13 protein-coding genes are annotated in these 18,462 nt (G+C 70.9%); 10 read left to right on the top strand and 3 right to left on the bottom strand.

Features of this window, described 5'->3' with window-relative positions; all coding sequences use genetic code 11:
* The first annotated feature begins 35 nt into the window (after positions 1-35).
* From ACFXC1_RS21055 to ACFXC1_RS21040, 4 genes are all read left to right on the top strand, one after another.
* Positions 36-680, top strand: coding sequence for a hypothetical protein (locus tag ACFXC1_RS21055; RefSeq protein WP_381244714.1), 645 nt, complete (start codon positions 36-38; stop codon positions 678-680).
* Between the two features lie 198 nt (positions 681-878).
* Positions 879-1,064 (top strand): hypothetical protein, encoded by a 186-nt coding sequence (locus tag ACFXC1_RS21050; protein WP_381244712.1) that lies wholly within the window; start codon positions 879-881, stop codon positions 1,062-1,064.
* Between the two features lie 113 nt (positions 1,065-1,177).
* On the top strand, positions 1,178-4,243 hold the full coding sequence (locus ACFXC1_RS21045; protein ID WP_381244963.1) for a helix-turn-helix transcriptional regulator: 3,066 nt from the start codon (positions 1,178-1,180) through the stop codon (positions 4,241-4,243).
* Between the two features lie 46 nt (positions 4,244-4,289).
* Positions 4,290-4,553 (top strand): DUF6191 domain-containing protein, encoded by a 264-nt coding sequence (locus ACFXC1_RS21040; protein ID WP_381244961.1) that lies wholly within the window; start codon positions 4,290-4,292, stop codon positions 4,551-4,553.
* Here ACFXC1_RS21040 and ACFXC1_RS21035 read toward each other — a convergent pair.
* Both ACFXC1_RS21035 and ACFXC1_RS21030 read right to left on the bottom strand, forming a co-directional pair.
* Positions 4,510-5,682 (bottom strand): PQQ-dependent sugar dehydrogenase, encoded by a 1,173-nt coding sequence (locus ACFXC1_RS21035; protein ID WP_381244959.1) that lies wholly within the window; start codon positions 5,680-5,682, stop codon positions 4,510-4,512. The genes ACFXC1_RS21040 and ACFXC1_RS21035 overlap by 44 nt on opposite strands.
* A 105-nt stretch (positions 5,683-5,787) precedes the next feature.
* On the bottom strand, positions 5,788-6,786 hold the full coding sequence (locus ACFXC1_RS21030; protein WP_381244957.1) for an aldo/keto reductase: 999 nt from the start codon (positions 6,784-6,786) through the stop codon (positions 5,788-5,790).
* A 76-nt stretch (positions 6,787-6,862) separates the two neighbouring features.
* Here ACFXC1_RS21030 and ACFXC1_RS21025 point away from each other — a divergent pair, with 76 nt between their 5' ends.
* From ACFXC1_RS21025 to serA, 6 genes are all read left to right on the top strand, one after another.
* A complete protein-coding gene (locus ACFXC1_RS21025; RefSeq protein ID WP_381244710.1) occupies positions 6,863-7,822 on the top strand; it encodes a 2-hydroxyacid dehydrogenase in 960 nt (319 codons plus the stop codon).
* Between the two features lie 454 nt (positions 7,823-8,276).
* Positions 8,277-11,252 (top strand): putative bifunctional diguanylate cyclase/phosphodiesterase, encoded by a 2,976-nt coding sequence (locus ACFXC1_RS21020; RefSeq protein ID WP_381244708.1) that lies wholly within the window; start codon positions 8,277-8,279, stop codon positions 11,250-11,252.
* Positions 11,253-11,489: 237 nt separating this feature from the next.
* A complete protein-coding gene (locus ACFXC1_RS21015) occupies positions 11,490-13,343 on the top strand; it encodes an acetolactate synthase large subunit (protein WP_381244706.1) in 1,854 nt (617 codons plus the stop codon).
* A gap of 20 nt (positions 13,344-13,363) precedes the next feature.
* Positions 13,364-13,891 (top strand): acetolactate synthase small subunit, encoded by a 528-nt coding sequence (gene ilvN / locus ACFXC1_RS21010; RefSeq protein WP_019068659.1) that lies wholly within the window; start codon positions 13,364-13,366, stop codon positions 13,889-13,891.
* Positions 13,892-14,002: 111 nt separating this feature from the next.
* A complete protein-coding gene (gene ilvC / locus ACFXC1_RS21005) occupies positions 14,003-15,001 on the top strand; it encodes a ketol-acid reductoisomerase (RefSeq protein WP_362973566.1) in 999 nt (332 codons plus the stop codon).
* Positions 15,002-15,231: 230 nt separating this feature from the next.
* Positions 15,232-16,821, top strand: a complete 1,590-nt coding sequence (serA, locus tag ACFXC1_RS21000; protein ID WP_381244704.1) for a phosphoglycerate dehydrogenase — start codon at positions 15,232-15,234, stop codon at positions 16,819-16,821.
* 77 nt (positions 16,822-16,898) lie between these two features.
* On the opposite strand, the gene ACFXC1_RS20995 is transcribed toward serA, so the two are convergent.
* Positions 16,899-18,461, bottom strand: a complete 1,563-nt coding sequence (locus ACFXC1_RS20995) for an MFS transporter (RefSeq protein ID WP_381244702.1) — start codon at positions 18,459-18,461, stop codon at positions 16,899-16,901.
* Between the last annotated feature and the right edge of the window lies 1 nt (position 18,462).

The following is an 18,462-nucleotide window of genomic DNA, read 5'->3' as shown; positions in this document are numbered from 1 at the left end:
GGAACTTCTCAGAAACCACCCCTACCGTGCGCACCATGGGTACCAAGACTGTTGACGAGGCCGCGAACGAGGCCCCCGAGGTGAAGAGCGACGCGGAAACCGTCGACGTCACCAAGACCGATGTGACGAAGACCGATGTCACCAAGACCGACGAGGAAGTGACGGAGCCGGAAGCCGCCAACGCGGAGGCCACCGAGGCCGAGGCCGCCGAGGACGAGGACGACCTCACCGAGGAGGAGTACGCGGCCGAGCTCGCGAAGCTCGGGCTCGAGGAGCCGGAAGGTTCCTCCGGCGTCGGCCAGGGTGCCGCCGCCGTCGTCTCCGCCGCGCTCGGCTTCATCTCGCTCTCCGGCGGCTGGATCGGCACCGTCGCCGGCGCCCGCGCGCAGCTCAACGGACAGCTCCACACCGCGTCCACCGCGAGCGTGACCACACAGATCAAGGAGGTCTACGGCACCTCCTGGCACGCCACCGCGATCTGGGCCGGTCTCTTCGCGCTCGTGGCCGCCCTCGTGGGTGTCGGCGCGCTCGTCCGGCCCGCGTTCGGCACCCCGGGCAAGCCGCAGGCCACCTGGATCAAGTCGGTCGCCTGGGCGGGCGTCGTGCTCGGCGTCGTAGGCCTGCTGCTGGCCGTCCTCAAGTACACCGACGCTCTGCTCGCCCTGCCGTCCGCGACCTGAGTCACCGCAGCTCATCAGGGGTCTTAGGTCCTCCGTAAGCACCTTACGGAGGACCTGAGGCCCCTTACGCATGTCTAAGGCCCGCCCGGCCCCGCAAGATGCGGAACTCTCCCGATGTGGCGGACCCCCCTTGGAGACGAAGGTTGAGGCATCGCAAGAAGCGAAGCCGGAAAAACCGCCTCTACCAAGGGACTTGAGATGTACGAGTACGAGATGCACCAGCTCCGTTCCGCCGAACTCCGCCGGCAGGCGGCCAGCGAGCGGCTGGCCCGTGAGGCCGTCCGCGGCGCCCGCGCCGCCCGCCGTGAGCAGGCCAGGCAGGCCGTGGAGAGCGAGGTGCATACCGAACGCCCGCGCAGGCACCTGTTCGCCCGCGCCTCGTGACCGGCCGGGGACGGGAGGGCGGTCGTACGGCGCCCGCCCGGCGGTCCGCCGGGGCGCTCCCGGCCGCGACCGCCCTCCCGAAAACGAGTGCCGCGTTGTCAGACCCGCGTGACATGCTCGCAGGCGTGGAGACCAGGTCCGTCAGTCCGGTCTTCGTCGGCCGGGCCGACGAACTGGACACGCTGAACGACGCGCTCGCCCGCGCTGCCGCGGGCGAGCCGCAGGCGTTGCTGCTCGGCGGCGAGGCCGGCGTCGGCAAGACCCGGCTCGTCGAGGAGTTCGCCACCGGCGCCTGCCGCCGGGGCGCCGTCGTCGCGCTCGGCGGCTGTGTCGAGATCGGCGCGGACGGCCTGCCCTTCGCCCCGTTCTCCACCGCCCTGCGCGCCCTGCGCCGCGAACTGCCCGCCGAACTGTCCACGGCCGCGGCCGGCCAGGAGGAGGAACTCGCCCGGCTGCTCCCCGAGTTGGCGGAGACCCCCACCGCGCACCGGGCCAGCCGCGGCGACGAGGAGGGCATGGCCCGACTCTTCGAACTCACCGCGCGTCTCCTGGAGCGCGTCGCCGCCGAGCGCACGGTCGTCGTCGCCCTGGAGGACCTGCACTGGGCCGACGCCTCCACCCGCCACCTCCTCGCCTACCTCTTCCGCACCCTGCGCACCGGCCGCCTCCTCGTCCTCGCCACCTACCGCGCCGACGACATCCACCGCCGCCACCCGCTGCGCCCCCTGCTCGCCGAACTCGACCGGCTCCGCACGGTCCGCCGGATCGAACTCGGCCGCTTCAACCGGCAGGAAGTGGCCCGCCAGATCGCCGGCATCCGCGCCGCCGAACCCGACCAGGCCCAGGTCGACGAGATCTTCCGGCGCTCCGACGGCAACGCGTTCTTCGTCGAGGAACTCGCCGTCGCCGCCGACGACGGCTGCCGCACCGGCCTCACCGACTCCCTGCGAGACCTGCTCCTGGTCCGGGTCGAGTCGCTGCCCGAGAGCGCCCAGCGGGTCGCCCGGATCGTCGCCGAGGGCGGCTCCACCGTCGAGTACCGACTGCTCGCCGCCGTCGCCCGGCTCGCCGAGGACGACCTCATCGAGGCACTGCGGGCGGCCGTCGGCGCCAACATCCTCCAGGCCGCGCCCGGCGGCGACGGCTACCGATTCCGGCACTCCCTGGTCCGCGAGGCGGTCGGCGACGACCTGCTGCCCGGCGAGCGCTCCCGCCTCAACCGCCGCTACGCCGAAGCCCTGGAGGCCGACCCGACGCTCGTCCCCGCCGATCAGCGCGTCATGCGGCTGGCGAGCTACTGGTACCACGCCCACGACCCCGCCAAGGCCCTCCCCGCCGTCCTGGACGCCTCCGTCGCCGCCCGCGGCCGGCACGCCCACTCCGAGCAACTGCGGCTCCTGGAGCGGGCGATGGAGCTGTGGGACACCGTCCCCGACGCCGTACGCGCCGGTCTGCGGCCCGTCGACTACGCCGAGGTGTATCCCGCCTGCGGCTGCGACCCGGAGACCACACCCCTGCGCTACCTCGACCTGATGGCGGAGGCCGCCGTCGCCGGGCGGCTCAGCGGGGAGCGCGAGCGCGCCCTGAAGATCACCAAGCGGGCCCTGCACCTTCTGGAGGAGGAGGGGGACCCGCTGCGGGCCGCCTGGTTCTGGGTGCAGCGCTCCGTCCTGATCCGGCACCAGGGCCGCGGCGACGGCTGGCCGGAACTCGCCTCCGCACAGGAGCTGGTGCGCGGTCTGCCGCCCTCCGAGGTGCACGCGGAGGTCCTGGCCAAGGTCGCCGGCTGGTCGATGGTGCACGTCCCGGGTCCGGACGCCTATGTGGCCGCCGAGCGCGCGGTCGAGTACGCCCGCATGGTCGGCGCCCGCGAGATCGAGATGGACGCCCGCCTCACCCTCGCCGGCCTCATGGTCGCCTCCGGGGATGTCGAGGCGGGCCTCGCCGAACTGGTCGAGGTCAACGAACGGACGGTCGCCGAGGGCATCTCCAATGTCGCGGGCCGCAGTTATGTGAACCTTCCGTCCTCCCTCGAGACCGTCGGCCGCTCCCGCGAGGCCGTGCCGATCCTGGAGACCGGGCTCGCCTTCGCCAAGAAGTACGGCCAGTTCGACAAGGAGGCCTGGATCTGGGGCAACCTCGCCGAATCCCTCTTCACCCTGGGCCGCTGGGACGAGGCCGCCGAGGCCGCGACCAAGGCCGAGCGGGTGGGCCAGAGCTCCAAACCCCGCGGCTTCCACGCCCGCCTCCTGGCCGAACTCGCGCTCGCCCGGGGCGAGGTGGCCGAGGCCCGCCGCCAACTGGCCGCCTCCCGCGAGCACTACGGCACCCATGACGTCGCACCCCAGCACCATCAACCCCTGGAGCGGATCGACATCCAGGTCGCCGCCGCCGAGGGCCGCCTCCTGGACGCCCGCGCCGTCCTCGAACGGGCCCTGGACTCCGGATTCCGTCCCGGCACCCACTTCGAGACCTGGCCCCTGCTGGTGGCCGCCGCCGTCGCCGAGGCCCAGGCCGTGGGCCTGCCCGCCGCCGACCCCGGACGCCCCAAGATCCTCGAACGCATCCGGGAGGCCGCCAAGCGGGTCGCCACCAACGCCCCCGTCTGGCAGGCCCACGACCGCTGGCTCCGCGCCGAACTGCTGCGCGCCGAGGGCCGCTGCACCCCGGACGACTGGTCCGAGGCGGTCGCCGCCTTCGAACGCCTCGACCGCCCCTACGACCTCGCCCGCGTCCGTCACCGTCTCGCCGAAGCCCTCCTCGCCGACTCCGACGGCGGCGGTGACAATGCTCGCGACCGCGCCACCGAACTGCTCCGCCTGTCCGGTGCCGTCGCCGAGCACCTGGGCGCCCGCCCGCTCGCCGACTCCGTCGCCCTGCTCGCCCAGCGGGCCCGGCTGACGCTCACCAAGGTCCCGGCGCGCAGAGCCGTCCCCGCCGACCCCGTCGAGGCGCTGGGCCTCACCAGCCGGGAGCGCGACGTCCTGCGCCTGGTCTCCGCCGGCCGCACCAACCGGCAGATCGCCGAGGAACTCTTCATCTCCCCGAAGACCGCGAGCGTCCACGTCTCGAACATCCTCGGCAAGCTCGGCGTCTCCGGCCGGGGCGAGGCGGCGGCCGTGGCCCACCGGCTGGGACTGTTCCCGCCCGACCCGCTCGCCGCGCGTTCGGCCGGATGAGTCGTACGCTGTAGGAGACCGGGCCAGGGGAGGCGCCGTGTTCAACATGTTCGAGGAACTGTTCTCACCGGGCCGCAAGCACACCGAGGACGAGCGCAACCGGCTGGAGATGACCAGGGTCGACGTCGCCGACGGCGACCCCGGACGCGGGCCGATAGACCTGGAGTCCGGCAAGGTCGTCGTCCGCCTGCCCGGAGCCGAAGCCGAACCTGAGGCCGGCTCTGAAGCCGACCCCGGCCCCTCCGCCGATGACGCCGACGCGTCCGCTACGACACCTGAAGCTCCAGAATCCGGTCGTCCCCCGACTTAGGCGTGCCCCGGCCGTCCGTGTTGCTGGTCACCAGCCACAGCTTGTCGCCGCCCGCCGACACCACCGTGCGCAAGCGGCCGTACTCGCGGGTGAGGAAGGCCTGCGGAGCGGCCGACGCCTTCGTGCCGTCCAGCGGGATGCGCCACAGGCGCTGCCCCTTCAGGCCCGCCATCCATATCGAGCCCTCGGCGTAGGCGATGCCGCTGGGGGAGGCGTCGTCGGTGTGCCACTGGGTGATCGGGTTGTGGTACTTGGAGTCGCTGCTCCTGCCCTCCGCGTTCGGCCAGCCGTAGTCGTCGCCCGGAGTGATCGCGTTCAGCTCGTCCCAGGTGTCCTGGCCGAACTCCGAGGCGAACAGCCGCTGCTTGGAGTCCCAGGCCAGGCCCTGCACATTGCGGTGGCCGTAGGTGTACACCGGCGAGTCCGGGAACGGGTTGCCCGGCGCCGGGTCGCCCTCCGGGGTCAGCCGCAGGATCTTGCCGCCCAGGGACTTCTTGTCCTGCGCCAGACCCCGCTGACCGCTCTCGCCCGTGCCCGCGTACAGCATGCCGTCCGGGCCGAAGGCGATCCGGCCGCCGTTGTGGATGTAGCCCTTGGGGATGCCCTTGAAGATCGTGTCCGGTGCGCCCAGCTGCTCACCGGCCGGCTTCTTCGGGTCGTACAGCATGCGGACGATGCGGTTGTCCGAGGCCGAGGTGAAGTAGGCGTAGATCATGTGGTCCGAGGCGTAGTCCGGGGAGAGCGCGATGCCGAGGAGGCCGCCCTCGCCCGCGGGGGAGACCCCGGAGACCGTGCCCAGCTCGGTCTTCTGGCCCGTCTTCTCGGTGATCCGGGTGATCGTGCCGTCGTCGCGGGAGGAGACGAGGAGGTTCCCGTCGGGCAGCGGGGCCAGGCCCCAGGGCGTCTTCAGGCCCTCGGTGACCGTGCGCAGCACCTTCACCGTGCCCTTGGCGGGCGGGATCCGCGCGGCGGACTGCCCGGAGGACGACGACCCCGTGGCCGTACCGGCGCTGCCCGACGGCGTACTTGTGCCGTAGCGCGGGTCTTCGTCGCCGGAGGAGCAGCCGGCCGTCAGCAGGAGTGCGGTCACGGCCAGGGCGGCCGACACGACTCGACGTTGCACGATCAGGTCCCTTCGACGGGCGGGTTCTACTTGTCATACACCGCTCGCGCCGGACGGGTTCCCGGTCATCGGCTACCGACGCACTATCGAGCCCTGTCCCGCGTACGGCGGTCAGTCCCAGGAGCCCAGCGCCCCCGGCAGTTCCGCCACCTCCGTGAGGTCCTCCGGCGTGAGGCGCAGTTCCGCCGCCCCCGCGTTCTCCGTCACCCAGCGCTCCTGCTTGGTACCCGGTACCGGCACCACATGCGGGCCCTGCGCCAGCACCCAGGCCAGGGCAACCTGCGCCGGGGTGACCTCGGGCCCGTGCCGCCGGGCCACGCGCCGCAGGCCGGCCACGATCGGCTGGTTCGCGGCGGTCATCTCGGCGGTGAAGCGGGGGTGGCGGGCGCGTACGTCGTCGGGTTCGAAGCCCTCGCCCGGGGTCAGGGTGCCGGTCAGGAAGCCGTTGCCGAGCGGCATCGCGGCGAGAAAGCCGACCCCGCGCACCGCGCACCACGGCAGCAGCGCGTCCAGTGCCTCCCTCGACCACACCGACAGCTCGGCCTGTACGGCCGTCACCGGGAACACCTGTTGTACGCGCTGGAGTTGGCGGATCGTTCCGTCATGCAGCCGCGCCCCGGGCCGGCGTGCGGACCGGGCGCCGACCGCGCAGATGCCCAACGCCCTTACTTTTCCGGCCCGTACGAGATCCGCCATGGCGCCCCAGGTCTCCTCGACGGGAACCTCGGGGTCGGCGCGGTGCAGTTGGTAGAGGTCGATCACCTCGGTCTGGAGGCGGCGCAGCGAGGCGTCGCAGGCGCGTTTCACATAGCCGGGGCGGCCGTTGGCCACGATGTGCTGCTCGCCGACCAGCAGGCCGACCTTGGTCGACACGAACGCGTCCTGCCGCCGTTCCTTCAACACCCGCCCCAACAAGAGCTCGTTGGTGAACGGGCCGTACATGTCGGCGGTGTCCAGCAGCGTCATGCCCAGATCGAGCGCCCGGTGCACGGCCCTGACCGACTCGTCGCCCCGCTGCCGCGACCCGCTGTACGCCCAGCTCATCGGCATGCAGCCGAGTCCGAGGGCCCCCACAGCGAGCGCCCCCGCACCGATCGTCCTGCGCTCCACCTGCTCGTGACCCTCCCTCTCCTGGCCCACCAACCTAACCTCTACGCGCGCGTGGCCTTGCCATAGCCTCCTGACCATGACTGTCGACGTATGGCTGCCCATCCCGCCGGAGGAGATCGAAGGGCTCCCCGAGGGGCCCAACTACCTGTTCTGGGACGGAGGTGAGGAAGGCGATCAGGAGTTCCCGGGCGACCCGGCGGACTGCGTTCTGTACGTCGTGCCGTACATGAAGCGGCAGCCCGTGAAGACGCGGCCTCTCGAACACATGCGGAATCTCCAGGTCATCCAGACGCTTACGGCCGGCGTCGACGACATGACCGCGAGCCTCTCCTCCATCGTCCCGGGGGTGCGGTTGTGCAACGCCCGCGGAGTGCACGAGGCGAGCACCGCCGAACTCGCGCTCGCGCTGACCCTCGCCTCGCTGCGCGGCATCCCGCAGTTCGTGCGGGCGCAGCAACAGGAGCGCTGGCAGGGCGACTTCCACCCGGCGCTCGCCGACCGTTCCGTCCTCATCGTCGGCTACGGCGCCATCGGCGCGGCCATCGAGGACCGGCTCACTCCCTTCGAGCTCGCGCGGGTGGCGCGCGTGGCGCGCTCCGGGCGCACCACGGAGCGCGGACCGGTGCATCCGTTCACCGAACTGCCCGCCCTGCTCCCGGACGCGGACGTCGTGATCCTGTCCACACCGCTCACCGAGACCACGCGTCACCTGGTCGACGCCGAGTTCCTGGCCCGGATGAAGGACGGGGCGCTGCTGGTCAACGTGGCCCGCGGTCCCGTCGTGGACACCAAGGCGCTGCTCGCGGAGCTGGAAAGCGGCCGTATCACCGCCGCGTTGGACGTCACCGACCCCGAACCGCTGCCCCAGGGGCACCCGTTGTGGCAGGCGCCCGGGGTGCTGATCAGTCCGCATGTCGGCGGGCCCACGTCGGCGTTCCTGCCGCGTGCGAAGCGTCTGGTTGTGGACCAGTTGGGACGGTTCGTGAACCATGAGCCGCTGCGCAACGTGATCCTGACGACAGGACCGACCGAGTAGCGCAACAGGCGCGCAATCCGCTTCCGGTACCCTCCGCAACCTTCCGGAAGCGGGGCGTGCACGCATCTCCGCTGGTCGTCACGGAGCGTAGAGGAACTATGTCCCTGAGTGACGAGACTGGTGTATCGTCCCGGCAGGGGCTGCGCCGCGCACCGTTCGGCGCCGGGGACGGACATTTCAGACTGTGAGGGGGGCGACGGGCGATGCACGGCCTATGGACGAGCGATCCGACGCGGCGGGGCCGCCGACGGCGACCCTGGCGCACCGCCGCGCGCAGACGCGGCCAACACGGCTGTCACGGCAATCACAGCGGTCACGGCAGCCACGGCGGTCAGGGTGGCCGGCACAGTCACCCCAGCCATCACCACCGCAGGCACAACAGCCGCCGCAGGCACGCCCATCCAGCGCACCGGAGCCCGCGGGACCGGGGAGCGACACGGACCGGGAGGGCCCGGTGAGTTCGCCACCGTCTGCGACGACCACCCTCAACGGGGCGCTCCGGGACCGCACTTCACCGGGAGCGCGGCAGCCACGACCGCCGGCCTCCGGCGGCCGGGGCCTGATCCAGCAACTCGTCCTGGCCCTGATCTGCGCGGGATACGCCGTCGGTTCCGCGCTCGACTGGGGGTCGCACCAAGTCGCCCTGATCATGGGCGACTTCGGGCTCAGCGCGGCGGCCGGTACCGCCGCCGTCTCCTGTTTCCTCTACGCGCGAAGCCGCCGTATCCGCTTTCGACCCGCCTGGCTGCTGTTCTCGCTCTCCTCGGCGATGGCGGCACTGGGCAACGGAGTCTGGGGGTGGTACGAGGTCGTCCTGGAGCGCACCGTGCCCAGCCCCAGCTTCGCCGACCTGTTCTTCCTGTGCTTCGCGCCGCCCGCCATCGTCGGCCTCCTGGTGCTGGCCAAACGGCCCGTCACCAAGGCCGGCTGGGTCTGTCTTGCGCTGGACGCCTGGCTGATCGGCGGCTCGCTGCTCACGCTCTCCTGGAGCCTCGCGCTGGCTCAGGCCGCCAAGTTCGACGGACCGAGCGTGGCCCACACCGCGCTCTCCCTGGCGTACCCGCTGCTCGACATCGCCCTGGTCAGCATGGTGCTCGCGCTGCACTTCCGGCGCTCCTCGGTCAACCGCACCGCCGTGAACACCGCGATCGGCGCGCTGGCCCTGACCGTGATGTGCGACGCCCTGTTCACCTCGCCGCTGCTCCACAACAACTACCACTCGGGGCAGTTGCTCGACGCGGGCTGGTTCGCCGGCTCGCTGCTCCTCGCCTACGCCCCGTGGGCCGCGCCCCGGCACGCCCAGCCCGAGGACGACGGGCACACGCGTGTGGTGCACGAACACCGGCCCGGACAGCGCGCCGGCGTCCAGCACCCGGCAGCCGCGCCGGGCACCGACCAGGGCCGCTATCCGGCCACCCGGCCCATCGCCGGTTCGCTGGCAGCGCTCACCCCGTATCTCGCCGCCGCCGTCTGCACGCTGGGGATCCTCTACAACGTCCTCAACGGCCGCAGCCCCGACCGCGTGGTGCTCATCACCGCGGGCTGCGTGGTGCTCGCCCTAGTGGTCCGCCAGGGCATCATGCTGCTCGACAACATCACCCTCACCCAGGAGCTGGCCCAGAAGGAGAACCACTTCCGCTCCCTGGTGCAGGGCTCCAGCGACGTCATCATGATCGCCGCCCCGAACGGCATCCTCCGCTACGTCTCCCCGGCCGCCGCCGGTGTCTACGGCAAGGCCGCGGAGGAACTCGTCGGGAACGAACTCGCCTCGCTCATCCACCCAGAGGACCTCGGCTGTGTGGTGCACGAGGTGCGCCGCTTCCTCGCCGCCAGCCCCTACGAGGAGTCCACCACCCGGATCGAGTGCCGCTTCCGGTCCGGCGACGGCGGCTGGCTCAACGTCGAGTCGACGGTCAACCGCCATCACGGCGGCCTGATCTTCAACAGCCGGGACGTGACCGAACGGGTGCGCCTCCAGGCGCAGTTGCAGCACAACGCCGAGCACGACCCGCTCACCGACCTGCCCAACCGCGCCCTGTTCACCAGGCGCGTCCAGCAGGCCCTGTCCGGCCGCCGTTCCACCGACCGGGGTACGGCCGTGCTCTTCATCGACCTCGACGGCTTCAAGGCCGTCAACGACACCATCGGCCACCAGGCCGGGGACGAACTCCTCATCCAGGCCGCCCGTAGGCTCGACGGCGCGGTCCGGCACGGGGACACCGCCTCCCGGCTCGGCGGCGACGAGTTCGCGGCCCTCATCGTCGGCGACGGCACCCGGGACCGGGCCGCCCGCGAGCGGCACATCATGGAACTCGCCGACCGCCTGAGGATCACCCTGTCCCAGCCGTATTTGATCGACGGCAACGATGTCCGCGTCGCCGCCTCCATCGGCGTCGCCTTCGCCGAACCGGGCCTCGGCGCCGGGGAGTTGCTGCGCAACGCCGACCTCGCCATGTACCGCGCCAAGGGTGCCGGCAAGGGCCGGGTCGAGCTGTACGCCCCGCAGATGCAGCAGGACGTCGTACGGAAGGCGGAGCTGGCCACGCGGCTGCGGGCCGCGCTGCACGACGGCGAGTTCGCGCTGCTGCACCAGCCCGTGGTGTCGCTGGCGGACGGCCGGATCACGTCGGTCTCCACGCAGGCGCGATGGCGTTCGTCGCAGGGCGTGCTGTTCACGCCGGCCGAGTTCCTGCGGGTGGCCGAGGACAGCGACAAGACCGCCGAGCTGGGGCGCTGGATGCTGGAGGAGGCCGTGGAGCGGGCCGCCGAGCGCCTCGCGGCCGGGCCCACCGTGTCCGTGGCCGTGCGGATGAGCGCCCGGCGGCTGCTGGACAAGTCGATGCCCCTCGGCTCGATCGAGGCCCTGCTGACCCGGCACGGGCTGCCGTCCGGCTCCCTGGTCATCGAGCTGTCCGACACCGACCCTCGGGTCTCCCTGGACGAGCTGGAGCGCCGGCTGACCGCCCTGCGGCGGCTGGGCGTCCGGATCGCCCTCGACGGCTTCGGCAGTGGTTACGCGACCATCACGACGCTACGGCGGTTGCCCGTCGACGTACTGAAACTGGACCGCAGCCTGGTCGAGGGCGTCGTGGAGTCCGCGCGGCTGCACAAGATCACCAGCGGGCTGCTGCGGATCGCCGGGGACCTCGGGCTCCAGTCCGTGGCCGACGGGGTCGACCTGCCGGAACAGGTGGTCGCCCTGCGCGCGATGGGCTGCACCCACGGGCAGGGCATGGCCTTCTCCGGGCCGCTGGACGAGTACCGGCTGCGCCGGGCCCTGTCCTGCGGCCACTATCCGGTGCCGCACGGCCCGGCCGAGCCCGCGTTCGCGGGCGGCGCCCCGGGGGTGTACACCAGTGGTGTGCCCGTCGTTTTCGGGGGCGGAACGGCCCTCCGCTCACATAATGAGACTCCCGTCCCACCCACTTGACAGTCGGTGCGTGCCGGGGGGAGGGTCAGTCCCATGCGCACCCGAATTCTCGTACTTGGAAAGCGCGTCGGCTGAAGCTGGTGACGTCCGGACGGACCCGGAACTCCCAGCGACCGCACCCGGCGCGCTCCCCTCGCTTGCCTCACGGCACGAGGGGTTTTTTGTTGCACAGGATCGAGTCGTGCAGCAGTAGAACCCCGCACAAACCTCGCAAAAACCCTCAGCATCGAGAAGAGAATGACGATGACCGAGCAGGCCACCGGGGCCCATCCGCAGCCGCGGCCCCGATCCGGAGGACAGCCGTCCGCCCCCGAGCACGTCACGGGCGCGCAGTCCCTCATCCGCTCTCTCGAGGAAGTCGGGGCCGACACGGTATTCGGCATCCCCGGCGGTGCGATCCTTCCGGCGTACGACCCGCTGATGGACTCGACACGGGTGCGTCACGTCCTGGTCCGGCACGAGCAGGGCGCGGGCCACGCGGCCACCGGCTACGCGCAGGCCACCGGCAAGGTCGGCGTCTGCATGGCCACCTCGGGCCCCGGCGCCACCAACCTGGTGACCCCGATCGCCGACGCGCACATGGACTCGGTGCCGCTCGTGGCGATCACCGGCCAGGTCGCGTCCAAGGCGATCGGTACGGACGCCTTCCAGGAGGCGGACATCGTCGGCATCACGATGCCGGTCACCAAGCACAACTTCCTGGTCACCAAGGCCGAGGACATCCCGCGCGTCATCGCGCAGGCCTTCCACATCGCCGCCACCGGCCGCCCGGGCCCGGTGCTGGTCGACATCGCGAAGGACGCCCTCCAGGCGAAGACCACCTTCTCCTGGCCGCCGGTCATGGACCTCCCCGGCTACCGCCCGGTGACCAAGCCGCACGCCAAGCAGATCCGCGAGGCCGCCAAGCTGATCACCGCCGCGAAGCGGCCCGTCCTCTACGTCGGGGGCGGTGTCATCAAGGCCCACGCCACCGCCGAGCTGAAGGTCCTCGCGGAACTCACCGGAGCGCCCGTCGTCACCACCCTGATGGCGCGCGGCGCATTCCCCGACAGTCACGAGCTGCACGTGGGAATGCCGGGCATGCACGGTTCGGTCACCGCCGTCACTGCGCTGCAGAAGAGCGACCTGATCGTCGCCCTCGGAGCCCGCTTCGACGACCGCGTCACCGGCAGGCTGGACAGCTTCGCGCCCTTCGCGAAGATCGTCCACGCCGACATCGACCCGGCCGAGATCGGCAAGAACCGCGCCGCCGACGTGCCGATCGTCGGGGACGCCCGCGAGGTCATCGCCGACCTGGTCCAGGCCGTCCAGAAGGAGCACAGCGAGGGCCACACCGGCGACTACAGCGCCTGGTGGAAGGACCTCAACCGCTGGCGCGAGACCTACCCGCTCGGCTACGACCAGCCCGACGACGGCTCGCTCTCCCCGCAGCAGGTCATCGAGCGGATCGGCCAACTCGCCCCGGAGAACACGATCTTCGCGGCGGGCGTCGGCCAGCACCAGATGTGGGCCTCGCAGTTCATCAAGTACGAGAAGCCCGCGACCTGGCTCAACTCCGGCGGCGCCGGAACCATGGGCTACGCGGTCCCGGCCGCGATGGGCGCCAAGGCCGGGGCCCCCGAGCAGACGGTCTGGGCGATCGACGGCGACGGCTGCTTCCAGATGACCAACCAGGAACTCACCACCTGCGCCCTGAACAACATCCCGATCAAGGTCGCCATCATCAACAACGGCGCCCTCGGCATGGTCCGCCAGTGGCAGACCCTGTTCTACAACCAGCGCTACTCCAACACCGTGCTGCACAGCGGCCCGGAGGCGGACGGCAAGCAGCCGAGCGCGGGCACCCGCATCCCCGACTTCGTCAAGCTGTCGGAGGCGATGGGCTGTTACGCGATCCGTTGCGAGTCCCCCGACGACCTCGACAAGGTCATCGAGGAGGCGAACTCGATCAACGACCGCCCCGTCGTGATCGACTTCATCGTCCACGAGGACGCCATGGTGTGGCCGATGGTCGCCGCCGGCACCTCCAACGACGAGGTCATGTTCGCCCGGGACGTCCGCCCCGACTTCGGCGACAACGAAGACGACTGAGCGAGAGAGACCACAGAGAAATGTCCAAGCACACGCTCTCCGTCCTGGTCGAGAACAAGCCAGGTGTCCTCGCCCGGATCACCGCCCTGTTCTCCCGGCGCGGCTTCAACATCGACTCCCTCGCCGTCGGAGTCACCGAGCACCCCGACATCTCCCGCATCACGATCGTGGTGAACGTGATCGAGGCACTCCCGCTCGAACAGGTCACCAAGCAGCTCAACAAGCTCGTCAACGTGCTGAAGATCGTCGAACTGGAGCCGGGTTCCGCCGTTCAGCGCGAACTCGTTCTGGTGAAGGTGCGCGCCGACAACGAGACGCGTTCCCAGATCGTCGAGATCGTCCAGCTGTTCCGCGCCAAGACCGTCGACGTCTCCCCGGAGGCCGTCACCATCGAGGCCACCGGCTCCAGCGACAAGCTGACCGCCATGCTCAAGATGCTGGAGCCGTACGGCATCAAGGAGCTGGTCCAGTCCGGCACGATCGCCATCGGCCGCGGCGCCCGCTCCATCACCGACCGCTCGCTGCGCGCGCTCGACCGCTCCGCGTAGCCCCGGGTGCGGGCGGCCCCGGCCGCCCGCATTCCGAGACCCCCGAACTTCGATTCCGCCCGCCGTCATACGGTGGGACGCAACACCTGCACACCAAGGAGAGAACCCAAAGTGGCCGAGCTGTTCTACGACGCCGACGCCGACCTGTCCATCATCCAGGGCCGCAAGGTCGCGGTCATCGGCTACGGCAGCCAGGGCCACGCCCACGCGCTGTCGCTCCGTGACTCGGGTGTCGACGTCCGAGTCGGTCTGCACGAGGGCTCCAAGTCCAAGGCGAAGGCCGAGGAGCAGGGCCTGCGCGTGGTGACGCCCTCCGAGGCCGCCGCCGAGGCCGACGTCATCATGATCCTCGTGCCGGACCCGATCCAGGCCCAGGTCTACGAGGAGTCCATCAAGGACAACCTCAAGGACGGCGACGCGCTGTTCTTCGGCCATGGCCTGAACATCCGCTTCGACTTCATCAAGCCGCCGGCCAACGTCGACGTCTGCATGGTCGCCCCCAAGGGCCCGGGCCACCTCGTCCGCCGCCAGTACGAGGAGGGCCGCGGTGTTCCGTGTATCGCGGCCGTCGAGCAGGACGCGAGCGGCAACGCCTTCGCGCTCGCGCTGTCGTACGCGAAGGGCATCGGCGGCACCCGTGCCGGCGTCATCAAGACGACCTTCACCGAGGAGACCGAGACCGACCTGTTCGGTGAGCAGGCCGTTCTCTGCGGTGGTACGGCCGCGCTGGTCAAGGCCGGTTTCGAGACGCTGACCGAGGCCGGCTACCAGCCCGAGATCGCGTACTTCGAGTGCCTGCACGAGCTGAAGCTCATCGTCGACCTCATGTACGAGGGCGGCCTGGAGAAGATGCGCTGGTCGATCTCCGAGACCGCCGAGTGGGGCGACTACGTCACCGGCCCGCGGATCATCACGGACGAGACCAAGGCCACGATGAAGCAGGTCCTCGCCGAGATCCAGGACGGCACCTTCGCCCGTGAGTGGATGGCCGAGTACCACGGCGGCCTGAAGAAGTACAACGAGTACAAGCAGAAGGACGCCGAGTCCCTGCTGGAGACCACCGGCAAGCAGCTCCGCAAGCTGATGAGCTGGGTCGACGAAGAGGCGTAAGGCCTGGGGCCGAGGGGCCGGAGCAATGGCTCCGGCCCCTTTGTCCAACCCGTCCAGCCTCGGACGGGTGATCCTTCCGCAGAGGCGCAGGACGACTGTCGGAGCGCCACTACACTGCCGTACTACATACGCGTCAGGCCCACAGCGTCGTGCGTCTCCGCGGCTAGCCCCTCCACCGCCTGCGGCCGTCGGGACGGCCGTCCGCACGCAATGGACTTGTGAGGACTCACGTGAGCTCGAAACCTGTCGTACTCATCGCTGAAGAGCTGTCGCCCGCGACGGTGGACGCCCTCGGCCCGGACTTCGAGATCCGGCACTGCAACGGCGCCGACCGGGGCGAGCTGCTCCCCGCGATCGCCGACGTGGACGCGATCCTGATCCGCTCGGCCACCAAGGTCGACGCCGAGGCGGTCGCCGCCGCACGGAAGCTGAAGGTCGTCGCACGAGCCGGCGTCGGCCTGGACAACGTGGACGTCTCCGCCGCCACCAAGGCCGGCGTGATGGTCGTCAACGCCCCCACCTCGAACATCGTCACCGCCGCCGAGCTGGCCTGCGGTCTGCTGCTGGCGACCGCACGCCACATCCCGCAGGCCAACGCCGCGCTGAAGAACGGCGAGTGGAAGCGCAGCAAGTACACGGGCGTCGAGCTGGCCGAGAAGACCCTCGGCGTCGTCGGCCTCGGCCGCATCGGCGCGCTCGTCGCGCAGCGCATGTCCGCGTTCGGGATGAAGGTCGTCGCCTACGACCCCTACATCCAGCCCGCGCGGGCCGCGCAGATGGGCGTCAAGATCCTGTCGCTCGACGAGCTGCTCGAGGTCTCCGACTTCATCACCGTGCACCTGCCCAAGACCCCCGAGACGGTCGGTCTGATCGGCGACGAGGCGCTGCGCAAGGTCAAGCCGACCGTCCGCATCGTCAACGCCGCGCGCGGCGGGATCGTCGACGAGGAGGCGCTGTACTCCGCGCTCAAGGAGGGCCGGGTCGCCGGCGCCGGCCTCGACGTGTACGCGAAGGAGCCCTGCACGGACTCCCCGCTCTTCGAGTTCGACCAGGTCGTCTCCACCCCGCACCTCGGCGCCTCCACGGACGAGGCCCAGGAGAAGGCCGGTGTCTCGGTCGCCAAGTCGGTGCGCCTCGCGCTCGCCGGTGAGCTCGTCCCCGACGCGGTGAACGTCCAGGGCGGAGTCATCGCCGAGGACGTCAAGCCCGGCCTGCCCCTCGCCGAGAAGCTCGGCCGCATCTTCACCGCGCTGGCGGGCGAGGTCGCGGTCCGCCTCGACGTCGAGGTCTACGGCGAGATCACCCAGCACGACGTCAAGGTGCTCGAACTCTCCGCGCTCAAGGGCGTGTTCGAGGACGTCGTCGACGAGACCGTGTCGTACGTCAACGCCCCGCTGTTCGCGCAGGAGCGCGGCGTCGAGGTACGGCTGACGACCAGCTCCGAGTCCGCCGACCACCGCAACGTCGTCACCGTGCGCGGCACGCTGAGCAGCGGCGAGGAGGTCGCGGTCTCCGGCACGCTGGCCGGTCCCAAGAACCTCCAGAAGATCGTCGCGGTCGGTGACTACGACGTCGACCTCGCGCTCGCCGACCACATGGTGGTGCTGCGGTACGAGGACCGTCCCGGCGTCGTCGGCACGGTCGGCCGTATCTTCGGTGAGTCCGGCATCAACATCGCCGGTATGCAGGTCTCCCGCTCGGTCGCGGGCGGCGAGGCGCTGGCCGTGCTGACGGTCGACGACACGGTGGCGGCGAATGTACTGGCCGAGGTGGCGGAGGAGATCGGCGCGACGTCGGCTCGTTCGGTGAACCTGGTCTGAGTCTGAGCCATATGCGAACGCCGGGCGGGTCGAGGAGAGGATCCTCGACCCGCCCGGCGTTTCTGTGCAGTTGGGGCTCACACCGAGGTCTTCGCCGCATCCTCCGCCGGGGTCTCCTGGACTGCCACCCGCAGCCCCCGCAGGGTCCGCGCCGCCGCGAAGGCCGCGCCCAGCAACAGCACCGCCCCCGCGAATCCTGCCCCGTGCATTCCGTCGGTGAACGCCTTCCGCGCGGTCGCGGCCAGGGCATCTCCCGCGTGCCCCGGTAGCTGCCGGGCGACGGCCAGGGCGCCGCCGAGGGTCTCGTGGGCCGGGGCGGGGGCCGAGGCCGGGATGCCATGGCGGTAGACGGCCGTACCGATGGAGCCGAGGACCGCCATGCCCAGCGCGCCGCCGAACTCCGCGCCCGTCTCCATCAGCGAGGACGCGACGCCCGCCTTCTCCACCGGCGCGCTGCCCATCGCGAGGTCCATGATCTGGGACATCACCATGACGATCCCGGAGGCGAGGACACCGGCGGCGGCCAGGGCAAGCCAGAGGGAGTCGGTGCCGGTGAAGGCGAGCATGCCGTAGCCGCAGGCAGCGAGGGCGAAGCCGGCCGCGACGACGTAGGCGCGGTCAACTCCCTTCTGGACGAGGGTCGTTGCCAGCGGGGCCGCCGCGCCAATCGGCACCGAGGGGAGCAGTGCCCACAGGGCCGCCTCCATCGCGCTCTTGCCGAGCACCGACTGCAGGTACTGCGTGGTGAAGAAGGCCGAGCCCATCATCCCGAAGGCGGAGATGAGGTTGAGGACGACGGAGGGGGCGAAGCCGCGGCCCCGGAAGAGGGTGGGGTCGATCATCGGGGAGGCGGCGGTGCGCTGGCGGTGGACGAAGAGGGCGGCGAAGAGCAGTCCCGCGGTGATCGACACGACGTACTGGACGTGCCAGCCCTCGGACGGGATCTCCTTGAGGCCGTAGATCACGGGCAGTACGGCGGCCAGCGACAGCGGGACGCTCGGCCAGTCGAAGCGGCCGGGGGCGGGGTTCTTCGACTCGGGGAGCAGGAACGGGCCGATGAGCAGGAGCAGGGCCATCGCGGGCAGGTTGATCAGGAAGACCGAGCCCCACCAGAAGTACTGCACCAGCACCCCGCTCAGCACCGAGCCGAGCGCGACACCGGCGGTCATCACGCCGGACCACAGACCGATCGCCTTCGCGCGCTGGCCGGGGTCGGTGAACATCGTGCGCAGCAGCGCCATCGTCGAGGGCATCAGGGTGGCGCCGCCGATGCCGAGGACCGCGCGGGCCGCGATCAGGGTCTCGGCGCTGTTCGCGTAGGCGGCGACGAAGGACGCGGTACCGAAGGCCGCCGCGCCGATCAGGAGGAGCCGGCGGCGGCCGATGCGGTCGCCGATCGAGCCCATCGTCATCAGCAGGCCGGCGAGGACGAAGGCGTAGATGTCGAAGATCCACAGCTGCTGGGTGCCGCTGGGCTCCAGGTCCGCGCTGATCGCCGGGATGGCGAAGTAGAGGACGGAGACGTCCATGGAGACGAGGAGCAGCGGGAGCATCAGGACGCCGAGGGCGGTCCATTCGCGGCGCCCGGCACGGGAGTCGGGGGTGCTCGCGGGGTTCGTCGAGCTCGTCGAGTTCGTCATG

This window comes from Streptomyces hokutonensis, from assembly GCF_042751305.1.
Taxonomy (GTDB): Bacteria; Actinomycetota; Actinomycetes; order Streptomycetales; family Streptomycetaceae; genus Streptomyces; species Streptomyces hokutonensis_A.
The sequence above is the reverse complement of the archived record's forward strand: the minus strand, read 5'-3'. Positions and strand labels throughout refer to the sequence as shown.